Genomic DNA, 16,041 nt, shown 5'->3' with positions numbered 1-16,041 from the left:
GACCCACTCTTGCCGCCGAGACCCACGGCTCTAGGCGCGTGCAGGCGTGGGTCTCGGCGCAGGCGATGGGTCTCGGCGTCGAGCGCGGGAAGAAACTTGGTATTTAGTGTTGCTAAGTACCGGTACTCAGTGTTACTTTGTACCGGTACCCAGCAACACTGAGTACTGAACCGACAAGGAGAGGAGGACCTGATGGGCAAGCAGATGACCGAGATGCTCAAGGGCACTCTGGAGGGCATCGTTCTGGCCCTCCTCGCCGAGCAGCCGGCATACGGGTACGAGATCACCACACGCATCCGCGACCACGGATTCACCGACATCGCCGAGGGCACGATCTACGCACTCCTCGTGCGCATCGAGCAGAAGAGCCTCGTCGACGTCGAGAAGGTCCCGAGCGAGAAGGGTCCGCCCCGCAAGGTGTACACCCTCAACGCGCAGGGCCGGCAGGAGCTCGAGGAGTTCTGGAAGACCTGGGATTTCCTCAAGACGCACATCGAACAGCTGAACAGCACGAACACCGACACCACGAACAAGGAGAACTGACATGGCCGCGAAGTGGATCGAAGCGATCACCGGATCGCTCGAAGAGAAGAAGCTGTACAAGCAGGCGCAAGCCCGCATCAACGCACTGCCCGAGCCGTACCGGGAGATGGCGAAGGCCCAGCAGCGCTACAACATGTATTACGGCGGCGTCACCGACGGCGACACCATCGTGAAGATGTTCCTCGACATCGCAGACATGTGGGAGCGCGCCGCACTCGACGGCACCCCGGTCAGCGCCATCGTCGGCGACGACCCGGTCGAGTTCGCCGAGAACTACGCCGCGGCGTACGGCGGACGCCAGTGGATCGACAAGGAGCGCGCACGCCTCATCAAGGCGTTCGACGACGCGAAGAAGAAGGAGGAATCATGACGAACCCCGCCATCTCGGTGCACGGCATCGAGAAGTCCTACAAAGATCTGCACGTGCTGCGCGGCGTCGACTTCGAGGTCGAGAAGGGCAGCATCTTCGCCCTCCTCGGCTCGAACGGCGCCGGTAAGACCACCATGGTGCGCATCCTCTCCACCCTGCTGAAGTCGGATGCCGGAACCGCGACGGTGCAGGGCGTGGATGTGGCCGCAGACCCGGTCGGAGTGCGCGAGCGCATCAGCCTCACCGGACAGTTCGCCGCGGTCGACGAGATCCTCACCGGACGCGAGAACCTCGTGCTCGTCGCGAAGCTGCGGCATCTGCCCGACGCCGGGAAGGTCGCCGACGACCTGCTCGCCACGTTCCGTCTGACGGATGCCGGCGGGCGCAAGGTCGGCACCTACTCGGGCGGCATGCGTCGCCGTCTCGACATCGCGATGAGTCTGGTCGGACACCCCGAGGTCATCTACCTCGACGAGCCGACCACCGGCCTTGACCCCGAAGCCCGCATCGAGGTGTGGGACGTGGTCAAGGAACTCGCGAACACCGGCACCACGGTGCTGCTCACCACGCAGTACCTCGACGAGGCCGAGCAGCTGGCCGACCGCATCGCGATCCTGCACGAGGGCCGCATCATCGCGAACGACACCCTCGCCGGACTCAAGCGCCTGCTTCCGGCCGCGAAGGTCGAGTACGTCGAGAAGCAGCCCACCCTCGAGGAGATCTTCCTCACCCTCATCGGCCCCTCATCCGGAAAGGAGAAGGCAGCATGACCACGCACTTCGCCGCCGACACGGCGACACTCACCGGCCGCTCCATGCGGCACATCTTCCGCAGCCCCGACACGATCATCACCACGGCAGTCACCCCGATCGCCCTGATGCTCCTGTTCGTGTACGTCTTCGGCGGCGCCCTCCAGCAGAGCACCGGCGTCGACAACTACGTGAACTACCTGCTGCCGGGCATCCTGCTCATCGCGATCGCATCGGGCATCGCCTACACGGCGTTCCGGCTGTTCACCGACATGCAGAGCGGCATCTTCGAGCGGTTCCACTCCATGCCGATCGCCCGATCGAGCGTGTTGTGGGCCCACGTGCTCACGTCCCTCACGGCGAACGCCATCACCCTGGCGATCATCTTCGGCGTCGGATTCCTCATGGGCTTCCGCACCGGGGCGAGCTTCTGGGCCTGGCTCGGAGTCATCGGCATCCTGATGCTGTTCACGCTGGCACTCACCTGGCTGGCGATCATCGCGGGCCTGAACGCCAAGACGGTCGACGGCGCGAGTGCCTTCTCGTACCCGCTGATCTTCCTGCCGTTCATCAGCTCGGCGTTCGTGCCCACCGACACCATGCCGGCACCGGTGCAGTGGTTCGCAGACAACCAGCCCGTCACCTCGATCGTCAACACCATCCAGGCGCTGTTCGCGCAGGAGCCGGTCGGGTCCGAGATCTGGGTCGCCCTCGCCTGGTGCGTCGGGATCCTCGTGGTCGCCTACGTGTTCGCGATCATCTCCTACCGGAAGAAGGTCAGCTGATCGACGCCAAGCGAGACGGGACGCTCCGACCGGGGAATTCTCCCCGGCCGGGGCGTTTCGCCGCGCTCGGCGGCACCTTCGGACCCAGGGCCTCAGACCGTGCGGAGTGCCGCCGTGGGCGACAGGCGCGCGGCGCTGATCGCGGGGTAGAGCCCGGCGATCACGCCGACCACCAGCGCCACGACCGGGCCACCGAACAGCACGACCGCAGGGATCGTCACCGCCTGCCCCTGGATCGAGGCGTAGACGACGACCCCGAGCGCGCCGACCGCGGCTCCGGCGAGGCCCCCCAGCCCGCCGAGCACGATCGCCTCCGCCACGAACTGACCCGCGATCTGCCCCGAGCGCGCGCCGAGCGCACGTCGAAGACCGATCTCGCCGCGCCGCTCCAACACCGCCACCACCATGGTGTTCGCGATGCCGATCCCTCCGACCAGCAGAGCGATCGCCGCGAGTCCGACCGCGAGGCCGGACAGCGAGTCATCCGCGGTGTCCCGCGCACCGGCGAGGTCGCCGAGCCCGTTCACCTGCACATACGGGGACGAAGGGTTCGCTGCGCGGGCGATCGCATCGCGGACCTTCTCCCCCGTCGCACCGTCGGCCATGCGCACGTAGATCGCGGCGATCCTGCCGTCGCTCTTCTTCGCCACGTGCTCGGCCGCCCACCGGTCGCCGAGGAACGCACTCGCGTCGATGGATTCGGCGAGGCCCGCTGCGTCGAGGATCCCGATCACGGTGTACCACTGCTCGCCGATCCATACCCGCACGCCCGGCTCCGTGATGCCCATGCGCGCCGCAGCCGCCGCGCCCAGCACGGTCACCGGCAGCGAGCGATCCGTCTCGTCGAACCACGAGCCCTTCGCCACGGATCCCTCCACCGACGACAGGAAGTCGGGACTCGCCGCATAGGCGGTCAGTCCGTTGCCCTGACTCTTCGGCATGAGGTCGTTGCGGTACACACCCGTGTCGTCCGGCACCTTCTCGAGCACCCCGATCCGTTCGACCCCGTCTACCCGCTCGATCATCCCGGCGGCCGTCTCCGGCAGCTCGACCGGCTTGTTGTCGGGCCCGTAGCCCGGCTGCACGACGATCATGTTCGCGCCGAGGGAGTCGAGTTCGGCCAGCAGCTGGGCCTGGTTCGAGGCGGCGATGCCCGTGATCGCGGTGAGCGCCGCGATGCCCACCGCCACGCCGAGCGCTGACAGCGCCGTGCGCATCTTGCGACTGCGGGGACCGATGAGTGCCGTGCGGATGCTGTCAGCGACACTGAGTCGCGGCATCCGCTCCCCTCTGCGTCTCATGCGGCGACCTCTTCCTTCACGCGCGAGCCGGTGTCGCTCACGATCCGGCCATCGTGGATGCCGACCTGCCGCTGCGTGCGCTCGGCGATGTGCGGATCGTGCGTGATGATCACGACGGCCGTGCCGGAATCGGCGATCGAGGTGAGCAGTTCGAGGATGCGATCGCCCGTCGTCGAGTCGAGCGCACCTGTCGGCTCATCGGCGAACAGCACCGACGGAGCGCCGACGATCGCCCTGGCTATCGCCACGCGCTGCTGCTCACCGCCGGACAGCTGACCGGGTCTGTGCTTCATGCGCGCGCCGAGGCCCACCCGCTCCAGCGCTGCGGCCGCCCGGGTGGAACGCTCCGCCGACGGCACGCCGGAGTAGAGCAGACCGAGCGCGACGTTGTCGAGCGCGCTCAGTGCGGGCAGGAGGAAGAACTGCTGGAACACGAAGCCGATGCGGCGAGCGCGCAGCACGGCACGCTCGCGTTCGGGCAGAGCCGCGGCGTCGGTCCCATCGATCAGCACGGTGCCGCTCGTGGGGTCGTCGAGGGTGCCCATGATCGAGAGCATCGTGCTCTTGCCCGATCCCGAGGCTCCGACCACGGCCACCAGCTCACCGCTCTCGATCGCGAGGCTCATGCCATGCAGCACGCGCAGCGGCGGGTTGCCCGGGTACTCCTTGATCACGTCGACGAGCTCGACCACCGTGTCCGGGCTCATTGCGCCACCACCACGGCATCGCCGGCGGCGAGTTCTCCGCCCGTGACCTGCACCTTGGTGTCGGCGATCAGTCCGACCTCCACGGCGACGCGTTCGACCTTTCCGCCCTTGCGCAGCACGTCGACCGCGTAGCCGCCGTCGGTCGTCGCCACCAGGGCTGTGACCGGCACGACCAGAGCATCCTTCACCTCCGACGTCGCGAACACGACCTTGACCGCGCGCAGCCCGATGCCCTCGGCGACGGCCGGGTCGTCGAACTCGACGTCTGCGGTGGGCGGAGTGGTCTCGCCCTCCTTCTCGGTCGGCTGCCCGCCGGGGTCGACGGCGGTCACGGTCGCCGGCGCCTCCGTCCCGTCCGGCAGGATCACGGTCACCTTCGTGGCGGGCAGGATCTCGCGCGCCTGTGCATCCGTCAGCTTGGCGACCACGCGCAGCGTCGTGCTCGTGTAACTGAGCGGACTCGACCCCGCCGGGTCTCCCAGCTTCGCCGTGACCGACTCCACCCGCACGGATGCGGCGCTGATCGCGACGATGTCACCCAGCTTCACGATGCCGTCCTGCGGCACCCCGAGCGACTTCTGCCAGGCCTTGACGTTGGTCTCGGTGACCGCGGTGAACTCGTCGTCGATCGTCATGTTCTTGCCGAATCCGAGATCGGCGAGAGCCTGTTCCAGCTGCCTGACATCCGGCCCCTTCTCCGCGCCGAGGCCCAGGTCGCGCCAGAACGGACGGTCCCCCCGCATCGCGATCACCGGCTTCCCGTCCACTTCGTAGATCGCCTGCCCGACACCGATCTGCTCCCCCGCCGCCGGCAGGCGGGTGATCGTGCCGGCACGGCCCGGCAGGGCGACCGACGCCCCGTAGCTCAGGGTTCCGTTGAGGCGCAGATCGGAGGTGAGCGTGGTGAGCTCCGCCTCGACCGTCACCGGCGCCTTCTCCTCATCCGGTGACTCGGCCACCGAGCTCCAGGGCTGCAGCACGGCCACGGTCACGGCGGCCGCCACGAGCAGCACTCCGACCGGGACGAGCACCTTGGTCAGCCGGCGGCTCATTCGTCGTCCTTCGACGGAAGGACGGTGGCGGCGGAGACCATGCCCTCGAAGTACTCGCTCATCACCGCGAACCAGTCGAAGTCGACGGCTTCGATGCTCTCCTGTGTGAACATCGGGGGCATGTCGCCCGTGGTGTCCGCGCAGGCTTCGAGAAGCGTGCGCGCCTCGTCTTCACTGATCCCCTTCGGCAGGGTGAGCATGCCGTCAGCATCGGGGTCGGCGAAGTCGGCGAAGCCGTTCTTTCTGGCGCAGGAGGCGAAGGCGAGACCGGACTCGATGATCTCCTCCGGCGAGATCATCTGCGTCTGCGCTCCGGAGTCCGAGATGTCGGGCTTCGGCTGCGTGAACTCGGGGACCTTCTCTTCACAGGTGTCCCACGCGGCGCGCTGCCCGCCCTCCTCCGGGTAGCCCGATGCCGCAGTCGATGCGAGCCACGTACCGTCGTCGTCCGAGAAGACCATCGTCATGGCGAGGTCCTCGTCGTCGCCCGAGCCCGCTTCGACCGACATCATGCCGCCCGTCGAGGTGCCGCTCGCGGGACCGTCGGGCATCAGCATCCCCACCTGTCCCCCCTCGACGATCTTCGCGGTCTGCCCCTCCTCGGTGAGGCAGGTCACGAACCGGGCGGCCGCCGCATCGTTGGCCCCGTCCTTCGCCTTGTCGTCTCCCGATGGTGCGCTGCACGCGGCGAGCGTGAAGAGTGCGAAGACAGCGGGGATCGCCGCCCACGATCGGACTGCTCTCGAATCGAACATGAGGTTCCCTTTCTCGCGGTCGCAGCTCATCCGCGACGTGCAGTCAGTTCTACGGAGGCGGTGGTTTGCTGTCGGTATGACGGCGCCTAACCGGAAACTAACCGCGGCACACGCACCCTCGGATGACGGAGGTGCCATGCGACTGCTGCTGGTGGAAGACGAGGCCGACCTGGCCGACACGCTCGCCGCCGGCCTGCGCCGCGAGGGCTACCTGGTGGAGGTCGCCCGCGACGGAGCCGCAGCCCTGACCTCCGCGGCCTCGAACGACGTCGACGTGATCGTGCTCGACCGCGACCTGCCGGTGCTGAGCGGCGACGCGGTGTGCCGCACTCTGGTCGCGCAGGAGTATCCGGCACGCATCCTGATGCTCACGGCCGCAGGGACCCTGAACGACCGTGTCGAGGGCCTCGACCTCGGCGCCGACGACTACCTCGCCAAGCCGTTCGCGTACGTGGAGCTGCTGGCCCGCCTCCGCGCCCTCGGCCGTCGTGGCGGATCTGCGCGGACGAGTGCCGTGCAGGAGTTCGCCGGAGTGCGCCTCGACAGCGCTCGACGCATCGTGGAGCGCGACGGCAGCCCGATCCGGCTGACGCTCAAGGAATTCGGGGTGCTCGAGACGCTTCTCGCCGCGGAGGGCGGCTACGTCAGCGCGGACGACCTCCTCGACGAGGTGTGGGACGAACCGCAGGAGCGCACACGCGGTGTGGTCAAGATCGTGGTGCACACGCTCCGACGCAAACTCGGCTCGCCCGAGGTGATCCACTCCGCGGCAGGACACGGCTATCGAGTGGGGACGACCGCATGAGACGTATGAGCTTTCGCACCCGACTGGTGATCATCATCACCGCGGTCTTCATCGCGGCCGGTGCCGCCCTGCTCACCGTGCAGTACCTCGTGGTGCAACAGCTGTTCTCCACGGCCATCACCACCACCGAGGCCAGTTGCCTCCCGATGGCGGCGGTCCTGCAGGTCGGCGAGGGGTCGAGCGCGACCGATGGACCCGACGTCAGCGAGGTGACTCCGCTCCCCGACAGCAGCAGCGTCCTCTGGGGCCAGGCCAGCACCGGCTGCGGGTACTACGTCGGATCCATCGACGCGCAGCTCGCGGTGCCGTCCCAGACCCTGACCTTCGACGCCGTGGAAGGCGCGGTGCTGCAGCAGTCGAGCTTCCTCGCCGACGAGGTGGGCAACGGGCTGCTGCTGTGGTCGGTGGTCGTGCTCGTGGCCTTCACCGGGGTGGCCGCCGCGATCGCGTTCTGGCTCGCGCGCCGCTCGCTGGACCGCATCGGAGAGGTCACGGCCGCCGCGCGCGACATCTCCGAACGCGACCTCGGCCGACGCCTCGCTCTGCCGGGGCCCGACGACGAGATCAAGGAGCTGGGCGACACGATCGACGGGATGCTCGACCGGCTGCAGTCGGCGTTCACCGCCCAGGACCGCTTCGTGGCGAACGCCTCGCACGAACTGCGCACCCCGCTGACGACGACGCGCACTGCGTTGGAGATCCCCCTCGAACAGGGAGCGGTGCCGGCGGACCTGCAGGCCAACATGCAGCGGGCACTGCGGGCGACCGAGCAGAGTGAGCGGCTCATCACGGCGCTGCTCGCCCTCGCGCGTGCCCGCACCGGCCTGGAAGAGGTCGAACCCGTCGAGCTGCGCACGCTCATCGAAGACCAGGTCGGCGACCTCGACGCCCAGGAGATCGAGGTGCACACGAACCTGCGCGACCTCACGGTCGAGGGCGATGCGGTGCTGCTGGCCAGGGCCGTGCGCAACCTGCTCGAGAACGGCATCCGCCACAACGTGCCCGGCGGTGAGCTGTGGGTGCGCTCCCGACGGGAACGCGGACGAGCCGTCATCGAGATCGAGAACACCGGGGCGCAGATCACTCCTGCCACCGTGCAGCTGCTCACCGAGCCGTTCTACCGCGGCGATGCGAGTCGCACCTCGGCCGGCGCGGACGGCACCGGGCTGGGACTCGCGATCGTGCAGAGCATCGCCAAGACCCATGGCGGCGAGGTGCGCCTGCGCGCCCGTAAAGGCGGCGGCCTGATCGCCGCGATCGTCCTCCCGCTCTGACCCGGCCTACTTCCGGTCGCCCCGACCGACGACCTCCATGCGCTGCGTAAACGTCATCCGGTCCTGGACGACCCGCTCCGGGTCCCACCCCGGACCGGGCGTCGAGGCGATGAGGAGCTGCGAGTACGGGTGCTGCGGGTTCCGCAGCACGTGGCCGGTCTCCCCCTGTTCGACGACCGTGCCGCGGAACAGCACGAGCACACGGGAGCAGAGCTCGCGGATGACGGCGAGGTCGTGGCTGACGAACAGATAGCTCACCCCCGACTCCCGCTGGATCTCGGCGAGGAGCTCGAGCACCTGCGCCTGCACGGAGACATCGAGTGCGGACACCGCCTCGTCGAGCACGACGAGGCGCGGAGACACCGCCAGTGCGCGCGCGATCGCGACGCGCTGCCGCTGACCGCCCGACAGCTCGTGCGGCTTCGCGTCGGCGTGCCGCTCGGTGAGCCGCACGCGTTCCAGCAGCTCTCCGATCGTGCGGTCGATGTGCGCGCCCGCCCCCTGTTCCCGCAGACGCAGGGTGCGCCGCAACGCCTCGCGCACGGTCAGCCGGCGATCGAGAGAACCGTTCGGGTCCTGGAACACCATCTGCACCGCACGAGCCCTCGCAAGACGCTCGGCTCTGCCGCGCGGTCGACTGAGGCGGTCGATGCCGTCGATCACCGCGGACCCCGCGTCGGCGCGTTCCAGACCCACGAGGATCCGAGCGATCGTCGATTTGCCCGAGCCCGACTCACCGACGAGGCCGAGCGCCTCACCCGACTCGATGGCGAAGCTCACGTTGTTCACCGCGACGACGCGCTCGGATCCCGGACCCATCCGAAAGGCCCGATACAGCTCGGAGACCTCCACCAGACTCATGACGCCTCCTTCGTGTCGAGTACAGGGGCCGCGGCGATCAGCGAGAGCGTGTACGGATGAACCGCGTCCGCGAAGAGCCCCGGCTTCGTGAGCGTCTCGACGATCTCGCCCTGGCGCAGGACATGGATCCGATCGCAGATCGCCCCGGCCAGAGCCAGGTCGTGGGTGATGAAGAGCATGCCGAGACCACGGTCGCGGATCTGCCGTTGGAAGATCGCGATGATCTCGGCCTGCGTCGTCACGTCGAGCGCACTCGTCGCCTCATCGGCGAGCAGGAGCGCGGGATCGGTGCTCAATGCGGAAGCGATGACCACGCGCTGGAGCATGCCGCCCGAGAGCTCATACGGGTACTGTCGCATTCGCCGCTCCGGGTGGGTGAGTCCCACCGCGGCGAGGAGCTGGACGATATGCGCCTCGGCGCGGCCCCGTCGCCAGCCGTGCACGCGGACGAGTCGTTCGGCGAGTGAATCCCCGATGCGACGCACGGGGTTGAGCGCGGAACGCGGATCCTGCTGCACCAGCGAGACGGATTCGGAGCGCACGCGCCGCCGGGTCTTCTCATCGGCCGCCACCATCTGGGTCCCGTCGACGCGGATGCTCCCCGCGATCGTCGCCTCATCGCCGTAGAGGGCGAGGGCCGCGCGCGCCGTCGTCGACTTGCCCGAGCCCGACTCCCCGACGAGCCCGACGAGCTCGCCGCGGTCCACCACGAGGCTGACGCCGGTGAGGATCCGAACCGCGTCGTCGCCTTCGCCGAACGCCAGATCAAGGTCCTGTATGTCGAGGAGCATCATTCATCCCTTCGCAAGCAGTCGGTCGGCCACGCGCACCCCGGCGACGTTCACCGCGATGACGACGATGGCGATGGCGGCACCGGGGACGAGCGTCGGCAGGAATTCCCCCTGGATGATTCCGGGTTGCCCCTCCTGGACCATCAGGCCCCACTCCGAGCTCGGAGGCTGCGCCCCGAACCCGAGAAAGCTGAGCGTCGCGAGACTCATGAGGGCTTCGCCGAAGAGGACGACGAGATACCCGACGAGCGGAGGGAGCAGATTCGGGATGACTCCGCGCACGCAGATCGTCAGGCCGCCGAGCCCCTGAACCCGGTACGCGTCGATGTAGGGCCGCGTCATCTCGCTCAGAGCCAGGCTGCGCGTGTACTTCGCGATGACCGGCGCGTATGCGAGCGCGAGCGCCACGATCGCCGTGGCCGGTCCCTTGCCGAACACGGCGATGACGAGCACGACGAAGAGCAGTCCGGGGAACGCGAACATGACGTCGGTCACGCGGGCCAGGACCGTATCGATCCATCCGCCTCGCCACGCCGCCAGGACACCGATCGCCACCCCGAGCACGGTGGCGAGCGCGAGCAGCACGACCGGTCCGACGAGTGTCTCACCCGCTCCGATGAGAAGCCGGGAGAAGAGGTCGCGCCCGAGCTGGTCCGTGCCGAGCAGGTGCTGTGCGCTCGGCCCTTCCCAGATCGCTCCGAAGTCGACGCTGTCGGCCTCGTAGGGGGCGAGGAGCGGGGCGAAAGCTGCCGCGACCGCGATGAGCGCGAGGAGGCCGCAGGAGATCCAGAACCCGACGTCGGATCCGGAGCGCCGACGGCGGCGCACCCGTGGGAGGAGCACGGAGGTCATGCGGACACCGTCCTTCGTCGGATACGGGGGTCGAGCACGGGAAGGAGCAGATCGACGATCGTCGTGACGATCATGTAGGCGACGACCATGAACAGGAGCACCGCCTGCACCACCGGGAAGTCGTGCGTGTTGATCGCGTCGACGAGGAGCGAGCCGACGCCGGAGATCCCGAACACCGTCTCGACCGCGACCGTTCCGGCGATCATGCTCGCGATGACGAGCGCGACCATGGTGATGATGGGGCCCCAGGCCCCGCGCAGGACATGATCGCGCACGATGTACCGCTCGCGGAGACCCGAGGCTCGGGCGGCCTCGACGTGTTCCGAGGAGAACTGCTCGATCATGGACTGTCGTGTCACGCGGCTCACGATGGCGAGCGCGGTGATGGCGAGGGTGAGCGCCGGGAGCGTGAGCGCATACAGACGATCGAGTCCAGCGGAACCCGCACCTGCCACGGGGAACCATCGCAGTTCCACGGCAAAGAACGCGACGAAGGCGATTCCCAGCACGAAGGAGGGGATGCTCGCTGCGAGAGTCGTGAATCCGATGATGGCGGTATCGGCCGCCTTTCCTCGGCGCACGGCCGCGACGATGCCGAGGCCGATGCCGACGACCGTGAGCACGACGGCCGCGTAGGCGACGAGCGACAGGGTGATGGGAACCCTCGCCGCCAGGAGCGCGCTCACGGGCTGGTGGTACTGGAACGACTGTCCGAAGTCGCCGGTGAGGACTCCGGAGGCCCAGTGCCAGTACTGGACGAGCATCGGCTCGTCCAGGTGGTACTGGGCCCGGACGCTCGCGATCCGCTCCGGGGTCAGGTTCTCGGGGTTGCCGATGAGGAACGTGACCGGGTCACCCGGCGCTGCGTACATCGCAGCGAAGATGATGAAGGAGGCGATCACCAGCGTGAAGACCATGCCTGCGAGCTTGCGGAGCGCGAATGGCATCGTGACTACCCCTTCGCGCGGCCGAGATCGACGGCCCACGGGTAGTAGATGAACGCTGCAGAGGCGGGGACACCCGTGACCGCCTTCGACATGATGAGCGTCGACGGCGTCGCGACGACCGGGATCCACACCGCGTGCTCCACCCAGCGCTTCTGCAGCTCTGTCGTGATCTCGGCGCGCTCGACGTCATCCGTCGCGGCGTAGCCCTCGTCGACGAGCGCATCGTATTCCGGGTCGGAGAAGACGCCGAAGTTCACGCTCGCATCGGACGCGCCGTTCTTGTAGAAGCCGAGGGGGTCGTTCTTCGAGATGTAGTACTCGTCGGGCCACAGATCGGCCTGGCCTCGGAGGTCGGGGTCGGAGTAGAAGTCGCCGTACTGCACCTGCGGGATCACGGTGATCTCCGCCTCGAGCCCGATCGATTGCGCCGCGGCGACCAGCGCATTCGCGATCACGTTGTGCGTCGACGAGCCGTTCGAGGCGACGACGATCGGGGCGGAAGGGGCGCCGGCCTCGGCGATCAGGTCCTTGGCCGCCGCGAGATCGGACTCGCTCGGCTTCGCGGGCGCGCCCTCGAGAGCGTCGTAGGCCTGCTCGAAGGTGTCGGCCTCGTATCCCCAGGCTCCCGAACCGACGGGTGTCTTCCACGGCTGGGCGAGACCGCCGAAGGCAGCCGTGGCGACGCCGGTCCGGTCAAGGGCGAGCGAGAGGGCCTGCCGGATGCGCTCATCCGTCAGTGCGCCGCGATCGGTCGTCTCGAGCACCCACGCGTTCGTCGAGGGTCCTTGATACACGGACACATCGGCGCTCCCGATGAAACTCCGGGCGGCGCCGGCGTTCTCGAGGAACGACCCCTGGGCCTCGCCCGTCGTGACCGAGTTGGCTATCGCGGTCTCGTCGGCCCATCGGAAGACGACCTCGTCCGTGAGGGCATCGACGTCGGAGTTCCAGTACTCGGGGAACCTGGTGATGGTGAGCTGCGACCCCGCGTCCCACGACGTCACCTGGTACGGCCCGCTGCACGCGGAGGCGGAGCCGGGGCTGCCGAAGCCCTCCCCTTCGGCTTCGATGACGCGCGGGTTCCAGACGATACCGCCGTCGCCCGCCATCGCCTGGAGCAGAATCGCATCCGGCTGCGATGTCGTGACAGTGATCTGGTCGGTGCCGGTCTGCTCGATCGAGACCACGTTCCGGTACTCGTCGGATTCGGCGGCACCGTCCTCGGAGTGGCGCTGCATGCTCCACACGACGTCCGCCGTGCTCACGGGGCTGCCGTCGTGGAACAGCGCCCCCTGCCTGATGGTGAAGACGAGATGGGTGTCGTCGGTCCACTCGGCGTCCGATGCCAGCCCGGGACCGAGGGTCAGGTCGGGCTGCACCTGCATGAGCCGGTCGCAGACGTTCGCGAGAACCGTGTCGTCGGCGGTGGTGGCATCGATGTCGGCATCGAGTGTCGTCGGCTCGCCGCCGAGCATCCACGTCACGCTCTCGAGCGGACCGGAGGCGGCGGGTGTCGTCGCACCGAAAGGCACGTCGAGTGCGGCGTCACCGTCTTCGCCCTTCGACCCCGAACTGCAGCCGGCGAGCACGAATGCCGAGGCGGCGAGCACGCCGATCGTCACGGTGATGGGGTGATGCTGCTTCTTCATTGAACGCTATCTCCTCGGGTTCTCAATCTGTCGGTCAGGGGGAGGGGAGTTCGTCGTGCGGGCCGTCGTAGAGATTCCAGGGCAGCACCTCGTACTCGGTTTCGCAGGGGAATCCGTTCGCGACGCGGTATTCGCCGGTGGTGAGGTCGACACAGCTCGAGAGGAGCGTCGACCACTGCTTCACCGAGGGGGAGTCGGGATGCGGATGTGTGCAGACGCCCTCGGGGAAGCCGAGGTGATCCGACATCGCCTCACGCACGAGCGCGTAGCTGTGTTCGGGGTTCTCCGCACGAGCGACCGCCGCCAGCCCGGCCTGGACACGCGGCAGACGAAGCAGCGAATCCGCTGCCACCGGAAGGTAGGACCCGGCGAGCTGCGGCGGCACGGAAGCCTGGAAGTGGTTGGTGTGCGCGATCACGCCGCGTTCGGGATAGATCCAGTCCACGCCGCTCGGCGTGGTCTCGAGGTCGATGCCGAATCCGCTGCGGTCGGCGAGGAGCGCATTGCTCGCGATATGGGGACGGGTCTTGACCAGCATCCTGAGCGCGCTCGCGATATCGCCCTGATCGAGCACGAGCCGGCGGATCAGGGTCTGCGGCACGCCGACCGCCGCCCCGAAGCTCCCCCCGAGGCCGTTGGCGTTCAGCGAGATACCGGCGGAGTTGGCACCGTGGCGTCCCACCTGCCCGGCTTCCACCTGCATGATCACCGTGGGAAGCGGATCCTGCACGACGCGGACGATGAGGGTCGTTCCCGCGGTGCGCGTGCGCCAGTCCCAGTTCTGCCCGACGAGCGTGTGCCCGGTGCCGCTGCCCTCACCTGTCAGGAAGAACGACGTGCAGCCGTCGACGGCGTCGTCGCGCTCGTCGTCGGCGGCACGGGCCGCGGTCCTCGTGACTCGCGACGGTCCCTGGTGGTCGTAGACGAACTCACCGCGCACGTTCAGCGTGACGATCTCGGCGAAGGCGACACCCGCCCCCTCCGCGATCCCCCGCATCTCCTCGACGAGGTGCGGCGCGATCTGCTCGCTGATCGGAACCCATCGCGAGACGGAATCCGTGATCCCGGCCCAGCTCATGCCGGTCTGTTGGGTCAGCGCTTCCGTGTAGTACTCGATCGAGCCGGCGATGAGGTCGGCGGCGGCCTCGCCGTATCGGCGCCCGCGCTCGCGGGGCGCCCCACTGATCTCGATCGTGCGGATCGGTGTCATGACCGCCATTTGACCTCCCTGTCAGGTGCGCCTGTTGCGCAATGAGGTTGCACCCGGGATGATTGAATCATCCGTTACGGATGATGCGCCTCTCGAACAGAATGATACAGCAATGGAACCGTTTGTAACAAGCGATACAGAGAACCCTGCGCTCTCCGGCCTCCGCGCGCGCATCGCCAGGACGTGGAACGACCTCTCGAAATCCGAACGTGCCGTCTGTCGCGTGCTCTCATCGACGTCAACTGAGCACATCCTCTATGCGAGCGCCGCCGAACTGGGCACCCAGAGCGGCACCTCGAACGCCTCCGTCGTGCGCACCCTGCAGAAGCTTGGATACTCGGGGCTCTCACATCTGAAGCAGGAGGTGGCCGCTCCGTTCTCGAGCAGCGTCTCGCCCGAGGTGCGCCTCAGGACCCGCATCGAGCACATCGGCCAGGACCTCGCCCGCATCCAGCAGGAGACCTGGGATGAGGCGGCGTCGCTCATCGAACTCGCACGCAGCTCGAACGACGACGCTGCGTATTCCGCCGCCATCACGCTGCTCATGCGCGCCGAGAGCATCTACTGCTACGGCCTCGGCGCCTCCGGGATCGCCGCTGACAACCTCGCACTGCGCCTACGACGGACGGGACTCTCCACTCGGCGGCTCAGCACCGACGGATTCCGTCTCGCAGACGAGGTCCTGAACCTCGAGGCGAAGGACGTCCTCGTCATCTTCGCGCCTGGACGGGTCACCCGCGACATCGATGTACTCCTGGACCACGCACAGTTGATGGGCGCCGGCGTCATCCTCGTGACCGACGAGCTCCACGAGAGGCTCTCCTCCCGTGTCGACGCGATCCTGACCGCACCCCACACCCCCACAGGACTGACTTCCGAGAGCCTCTCGGCGATCCTCATCTCAGACGTACTGGTCCAGGGCATCTCCGCTGTCGCGCCCGATGCGGCATTGCGCTCTTCGCAGCTGCTCAACGACGTTCGGGCACGACTGGGTTACTGAGCCCCCGGCCGCTGCCCCCCTCTCACACGGCTCCGGTCATACGTCAGTTCTGCATGGAGATCTGCTGCCCTTCGACGAGCGGGTAGGCGACCAACTCGGAGCCATCGAGGTCCTCACGGTGCATGTCGACCCCGGTGATCTGGCTGTTCTCATAGGTCGTGTAGTAGTAGATCCCCTTGTCGGCGTTGCAGCATGACGAGTAGATGGTGATCTCGTACTTCTCCTCGTCGCCCACTTGCACGCATCCGCGCTGCTGGGCGACGGAGCCGAGGATCTGGAAGAACTGGCTGATCGACTCCGACTCGGAGCTCCCCGAAACGGAGTTCATCCGCGTGAACACCGCCTTCACGAATCGTGATGACGACGACAGGTCCCCGGGGAGACCCATCC

The 16,041-nt window shown here is 67.8% G+C and carries 18 protein-coding genes; 7 read left to right on the top strand and 11 right to left on the bottom strand.

Annotation, left to right across the window (positions count from 1 at the left end):
- The first annotated feature begins 192 nt into the window (after window positions 1-192).
- From AX744_RS21565 to AX744_RS21580, 4 genes are read left to right on the top strand one after another with little or no spacing between them, the layout of a single operon-like run.
- The gene (locus AX744_RS21565; RefSeq protein ID WP_046748117.1) at window positions 193-543 is read left to right on the top strand and encodes a PadR family transcriptional regulator; all 351 of its coding nucleotides are present in this window, start codon (window positions 193-195) and stop codon (window positions 541-543) included.
- A gap of 1 nt (window position 544) precedes the next feature.
- Window positions 545-913, top strand: coding sequence for a DUF1048 domain-containing protein (locus tag AX744_RS21570; protein WP_061017439.1), 369 nt, complete (start codon window positions 545-547; stop codon window positions 911-913).
- Window positions 910-1,683, top strand: coding sequence for an ABC transporter ATP-binding protein (locus tag AX744_RS21575; protein ID WP_061017442.1), 774 nt, complete (start codon window positions 910-912; stop codon window positions 1,681-1,683). Before AX744_RS21570 ends, AX744_RS21575 begins: the two co-directional genes overlap by 4 nt.
- Window positions 1,680-2,447 carry an ABC transporter permease gene (locus tag AX744_RS21580; protein ID WP_061017443.1) on the top strand — a complete coding sequence of 256 codons (768 nt, stop codon included), beginning with the start codon at window positions 1,680-1,682 and terminating at the stop codon, window positions 2,445-2,447. The genes AX744_RS21575 and AX744_RS21580 overlap by 4 nt, the downstream gene beginning before the upstream one ends.
- A gap of 92 nt (window positions 2,448-2,539) precedes the next feature.
- On the opposite strand, the gene AX744_RS21585 is transcribed toward AX744_RS21580, so the two are convergent.
- Genes AX744_RS21585 through AX744_RS21600 form a run of 4 tightly spaced genes read right to left on the bottom strand, consistent with a single transcriptional unit; the run spans window position 2,540 to window position 6,262 of the window.
- The gene (locus AX744_RS21585; RefSeq protein ID WP_082682522.1) at window positions 2,540-3,748 is read right to left on the bottom strand and encodes an ABC transporter permease; all 1,209 of its coding nucleotides are present in this window, start codon (window positions 3,746-3,748) and stop codon (window positions 2,540-2,542) included.
- Entirely contained in the window at window positions 3,745-4,455 is a 711-nt protein-coding gene (locus AX744_RS21590; protein WP_061017445.1) for an ABC transporter ATP-binding protein, read from the bottom strand. The genes AX744_RS21585 and AX744_RS21590 overlap by 4 nt, the downstream gene beginning before the upstream one ends.
- The gene (locus AX744_RS21595; RefSeq protein ID WP_061017447.1) at window positions 4,452-5,507 is read right to left on the bottom strand and encodes a peptidoglycan-binding protein; all 1,056 of its coding nucleotides are present in this window, start codon (window positions 5,505-5,507) and stop codon (window positions 4,452-4,454) included. The genes AX744_RS21590 and AX744_RS21595 overlap by 4 nt, the downstream gene beginning before the upstream one ends.
- Window positions 5,504-6,262 (bottom strand): hypothetical protein, encoded by a 759-nt coding sequence (locus AX744_RS21600; RefSeq protein ID WP_061017449.1) that lies wholly within the window; start codon window positions 6,260-6,262, stop codon window positions 5,504-5,506. The genes AX744_RS21595 and AX744_RS21600 overlap by 4 nt, the downstream gene beginning before the upstream one ends.
- Before the next feature lie 136 nt (window positions 6,263-6,398).
- Between AX744_RS21600 and AX744_RS21605 the strand changes: the two genes are divergently transcribed.
- Together AX744_RS21605 and AX744_RS21610 are read left to right on the top strand one after the other, a co-directional pair.
- A complete protein-coding gene (locus AX744_RS21605) occupies window positions 6,399-7,067 on the top strand; it encodes a response regulator transcription factor (RefSeq protein ID WP_061017451.1) in 669 nt (222 codons plus the stop codon).
- Between the two features lie 5 nt (window positions 7,068-7,072).
- A complete protein-coding gene (locus AX744_RS21610; RefSeq protein ID WP_061017453.1) occupies window positions 7,073-8,341 on the top strand; it encodes a sensor histidine kinase in 1,269 nt (422 codons plus the stop codon).
- 6 nt (window positions 8,342-8,347) lie between these two features.
- On the opposite strand, the gene AX744_RS21615 is transcribed toward AX744_RS21610, so the two are convergent.
- The 6 genes from AX744_RS21615 to AX744_RS21640 are packed head-to-tail and all read right to left on the bottom strand — an operon-like array spanning window position 8,348 to window position 14,660.
- The gene (locus AX744_RS21615) at window positions 8,348-9,202 is read right to left on the bottom strand and encodes an ABC transporter ATP-binding protein (protein WP_058630825.1); all 855 of its coding nucleotides are present in this window, start codon (window positions 9,200-9,202) and stop codon (window positions 8,348-8,350) included.
- Complete coding sequence (locus tag AX744_RS21620) at window positions 9,199-9,996, bottom strand: ABC transporter ATP-binding protein (protein WP_061017455.1); 798 nt, start codon at window positions 9,994-9,996, stop codon at window positions 9,199-9,201. Before AX744_RS21620 ends, AX744_RS21615 begins: the two co-directional genes overlap by 4 nt.
- Entirely contained in the window at window positions 9,997-10,845 is an 849-nt protein-coding gene (locus AX744_RS21625) for an ABC transporter permease (protein ID WP_061017457.1), read from the bottom strand.
- Entirely contained in the window at window positions 10,842-11,792 is a 951-nt protein-coding gene (locus AX744_RS21630; RefSeq protein ID WP_029258835.1) for an ABC transporter permease, read from the bottom strand. Before AX744_RS21630 ends, AX744_RS21625 begins: the two co-directional genes overlap by 4 nt.
- A 5-nt stretch (window positions 11,793-11,797) precedes the next feature.
- Entirely contained in the window at window positions 11,798-13,441 is a 1,644-nt protein-coding gene (locus AX744_RS21635; RefSeq protein WP_061017459.1) for an ABC transporter substrate-binding protein, read from the bottom strand.
- 34 nt (window positions 13,442-13,475) lie between these two features.
- Window positions 13,476-14,660 (bottom strand): C45 family autoproteolytic acyltransferase/hydolase, encoded by a 1,185-nt coding sequence (locus AX744_RS21640; protein WP_058630830.1) that lies wholly within the window; start codon window positions 14,658-14,660, stop codon window positions 13,476-13,478.
- A gap of 103 nt (window positions 14,661-14,763) precedes the next feature.
- On the opposite strand from AX744_RS21640, the gene AX744_RS21645 reads away from it, so the two are divergent.
- Window positions 14,764-15,651: a MurR/RpiR family transcriptional regulator gene (locus AX744_RS21645; protein ID WP_082738530.1), complete on the top strand. Its 888-nt coding sequence runs from the start codon at window positions 14,764-14,766 to the stop codon at window positions 15,649-15,651.
- Window positions 15,652-15,694: 43 nt separating this feature from the next.
- Here AX744_RS21645 and AX744_RS21650 read toward each other — a convergent pair.
- Window positions 15,695-16,041, bottom strand: a 347-nt coding sequence (locus AX744_RS21650) for a linear amide C-N hydrolase (protein ID WP_061017462.1), incomplete at its 5' end; no start/stop codon positions are given.

It is taken from the genome of Microbacterium sp. CCH5-D1 (assembly GCF_001557335.1).
Classification (GTDB): domain Bacteria; phylum Actinomycetota; class Actinomycetes; order Actinomycetales; family Microbacteriaceae; genus Microbacterium; species Microbacterium oxydans.
The sequence above is the reverse complement of the archived record's forward strand: the minus strand, read 5'-3'. Positions and strand labels throughout refer to the sequence as shown.

Bases quoted from the DNA above. Each gene is read 5' to 3' on its own strand.
- AX744_RS21610 (WP_061017453.1), top strand. From the start codon at position 7,073: ATGAGCTTTCGCACCCGACTGGTGATCATCATCACCGCGGTCTTCATC.
- AX744_RS21570 (WP_061017439.1), top strand. From the start codon at position 545: ATGGCCGCGAAGTGGATCGAAGCGATCACCGGATCGCTCGAAGAGAAG.
- AX744_RS21625 (WP_061017457.1), bottom strand. From the start codon at position 10,845: ATGACCTCCGTGCTCCTCCCACGGGTGCGCCGCCGTCGGCGCTCCGGA.
- AX744_RS21595 (WP_061017447.1), bottom strand. From the start codon at position 5,507: ATGAGCCGCCGGCTGACCAAGGTGCTCGTCCCGGTCGGAGTGCTGCTC.
- AX744_RS21565 (WP_046748117.1), top strand. From the start codon at position 193: ATGGGCAAGCAGATGACCGAGATGCTCAAGGGCACTCTGGAGGGCATC.
- AX744_RS21615 (WP_058630825.1), bottom strand. From the start codon at position 9,202: ATGAGTCTGGTGGAGGTCTCCGAGCTGTATCGGGCCTTTCGGATGGGT.
- AX744_RS21620 (WP_061017455.1), bottom strand. From the start codon at position 9,996: ATGATGCTCCTCGACATACAGGACCTTGATCTGGCGTTCGGCGAAGGC.
- AX744_RS21640 (WP_058630830.1), bottom strand. From the start codon at position 14,660: ATGGCGGTCATGACACCGATCCGCACGATCGAGATCAGTGGGGCGCCC.
- AX744_RS21575 (WP_061017442.1), top strand. From the start codon at position 910: ATGACGAACCCCGCCATCTCGGTGCACGGCATCGAGAAGTCCTACAAA.
- AX744_RS21600 (WP_061017449.1), bottom strand. From the start codon at position 6,262: ATGTTCGATTCGAGAGCAGTCCGATCGTGGGCGGCGATCCCCGCTGTC.
- AX744_RS21635 (WP_061017459.1), bottom strand. From the start codon at position 13,441: ATGAAGAAGCAGCATCACCCCATCACCGTGACGATCGGCGTGCTCGCC.
- AX744_RS21585 (WP_082682522.1), bottom strand. From the start codon at position 3,748: ATGAGACGCAGAGGGGAGCGGATGCCGCGACTCAGTGTCGCTGACAGC.
- AX744_RS21580 (WP_061017443.1), top strand. From the start codon at position 1,680: ATGACCACGCACTTCGCCGCCGACACGGCGACACTCACCGGCCGCTCC.
- AX744_RS21645 (WP_082738530.1), top strand. From the start codon at position 14,764: ATGGAACCGTTTGTAACAAGCGATACAGAGAACCCTGCGCTCTCCGGC.
- AX744_RS21605 (WP_061017451.1), top strand. From the start codon at position 6,399: ATGCGACTGCTGCTGGTGGAAGACGAGGCCGACCTGGCCGACACGCTC.
- AX744_RS21630 (WP_029258835.1), bottom strand. From the start codon at position 11,792: ATGCCATTCGCGCTCCGCAAGCTCGCAGGCATGGTCTTCACGCTGGTG.
- AX744_RS21590 (WP_061017445.1), bottom strand. From the start codon at position 4,455: ATGAGCCCGGACACGGTGGTCGAGCTCGTCGACGTGATCAAGGAGTAC.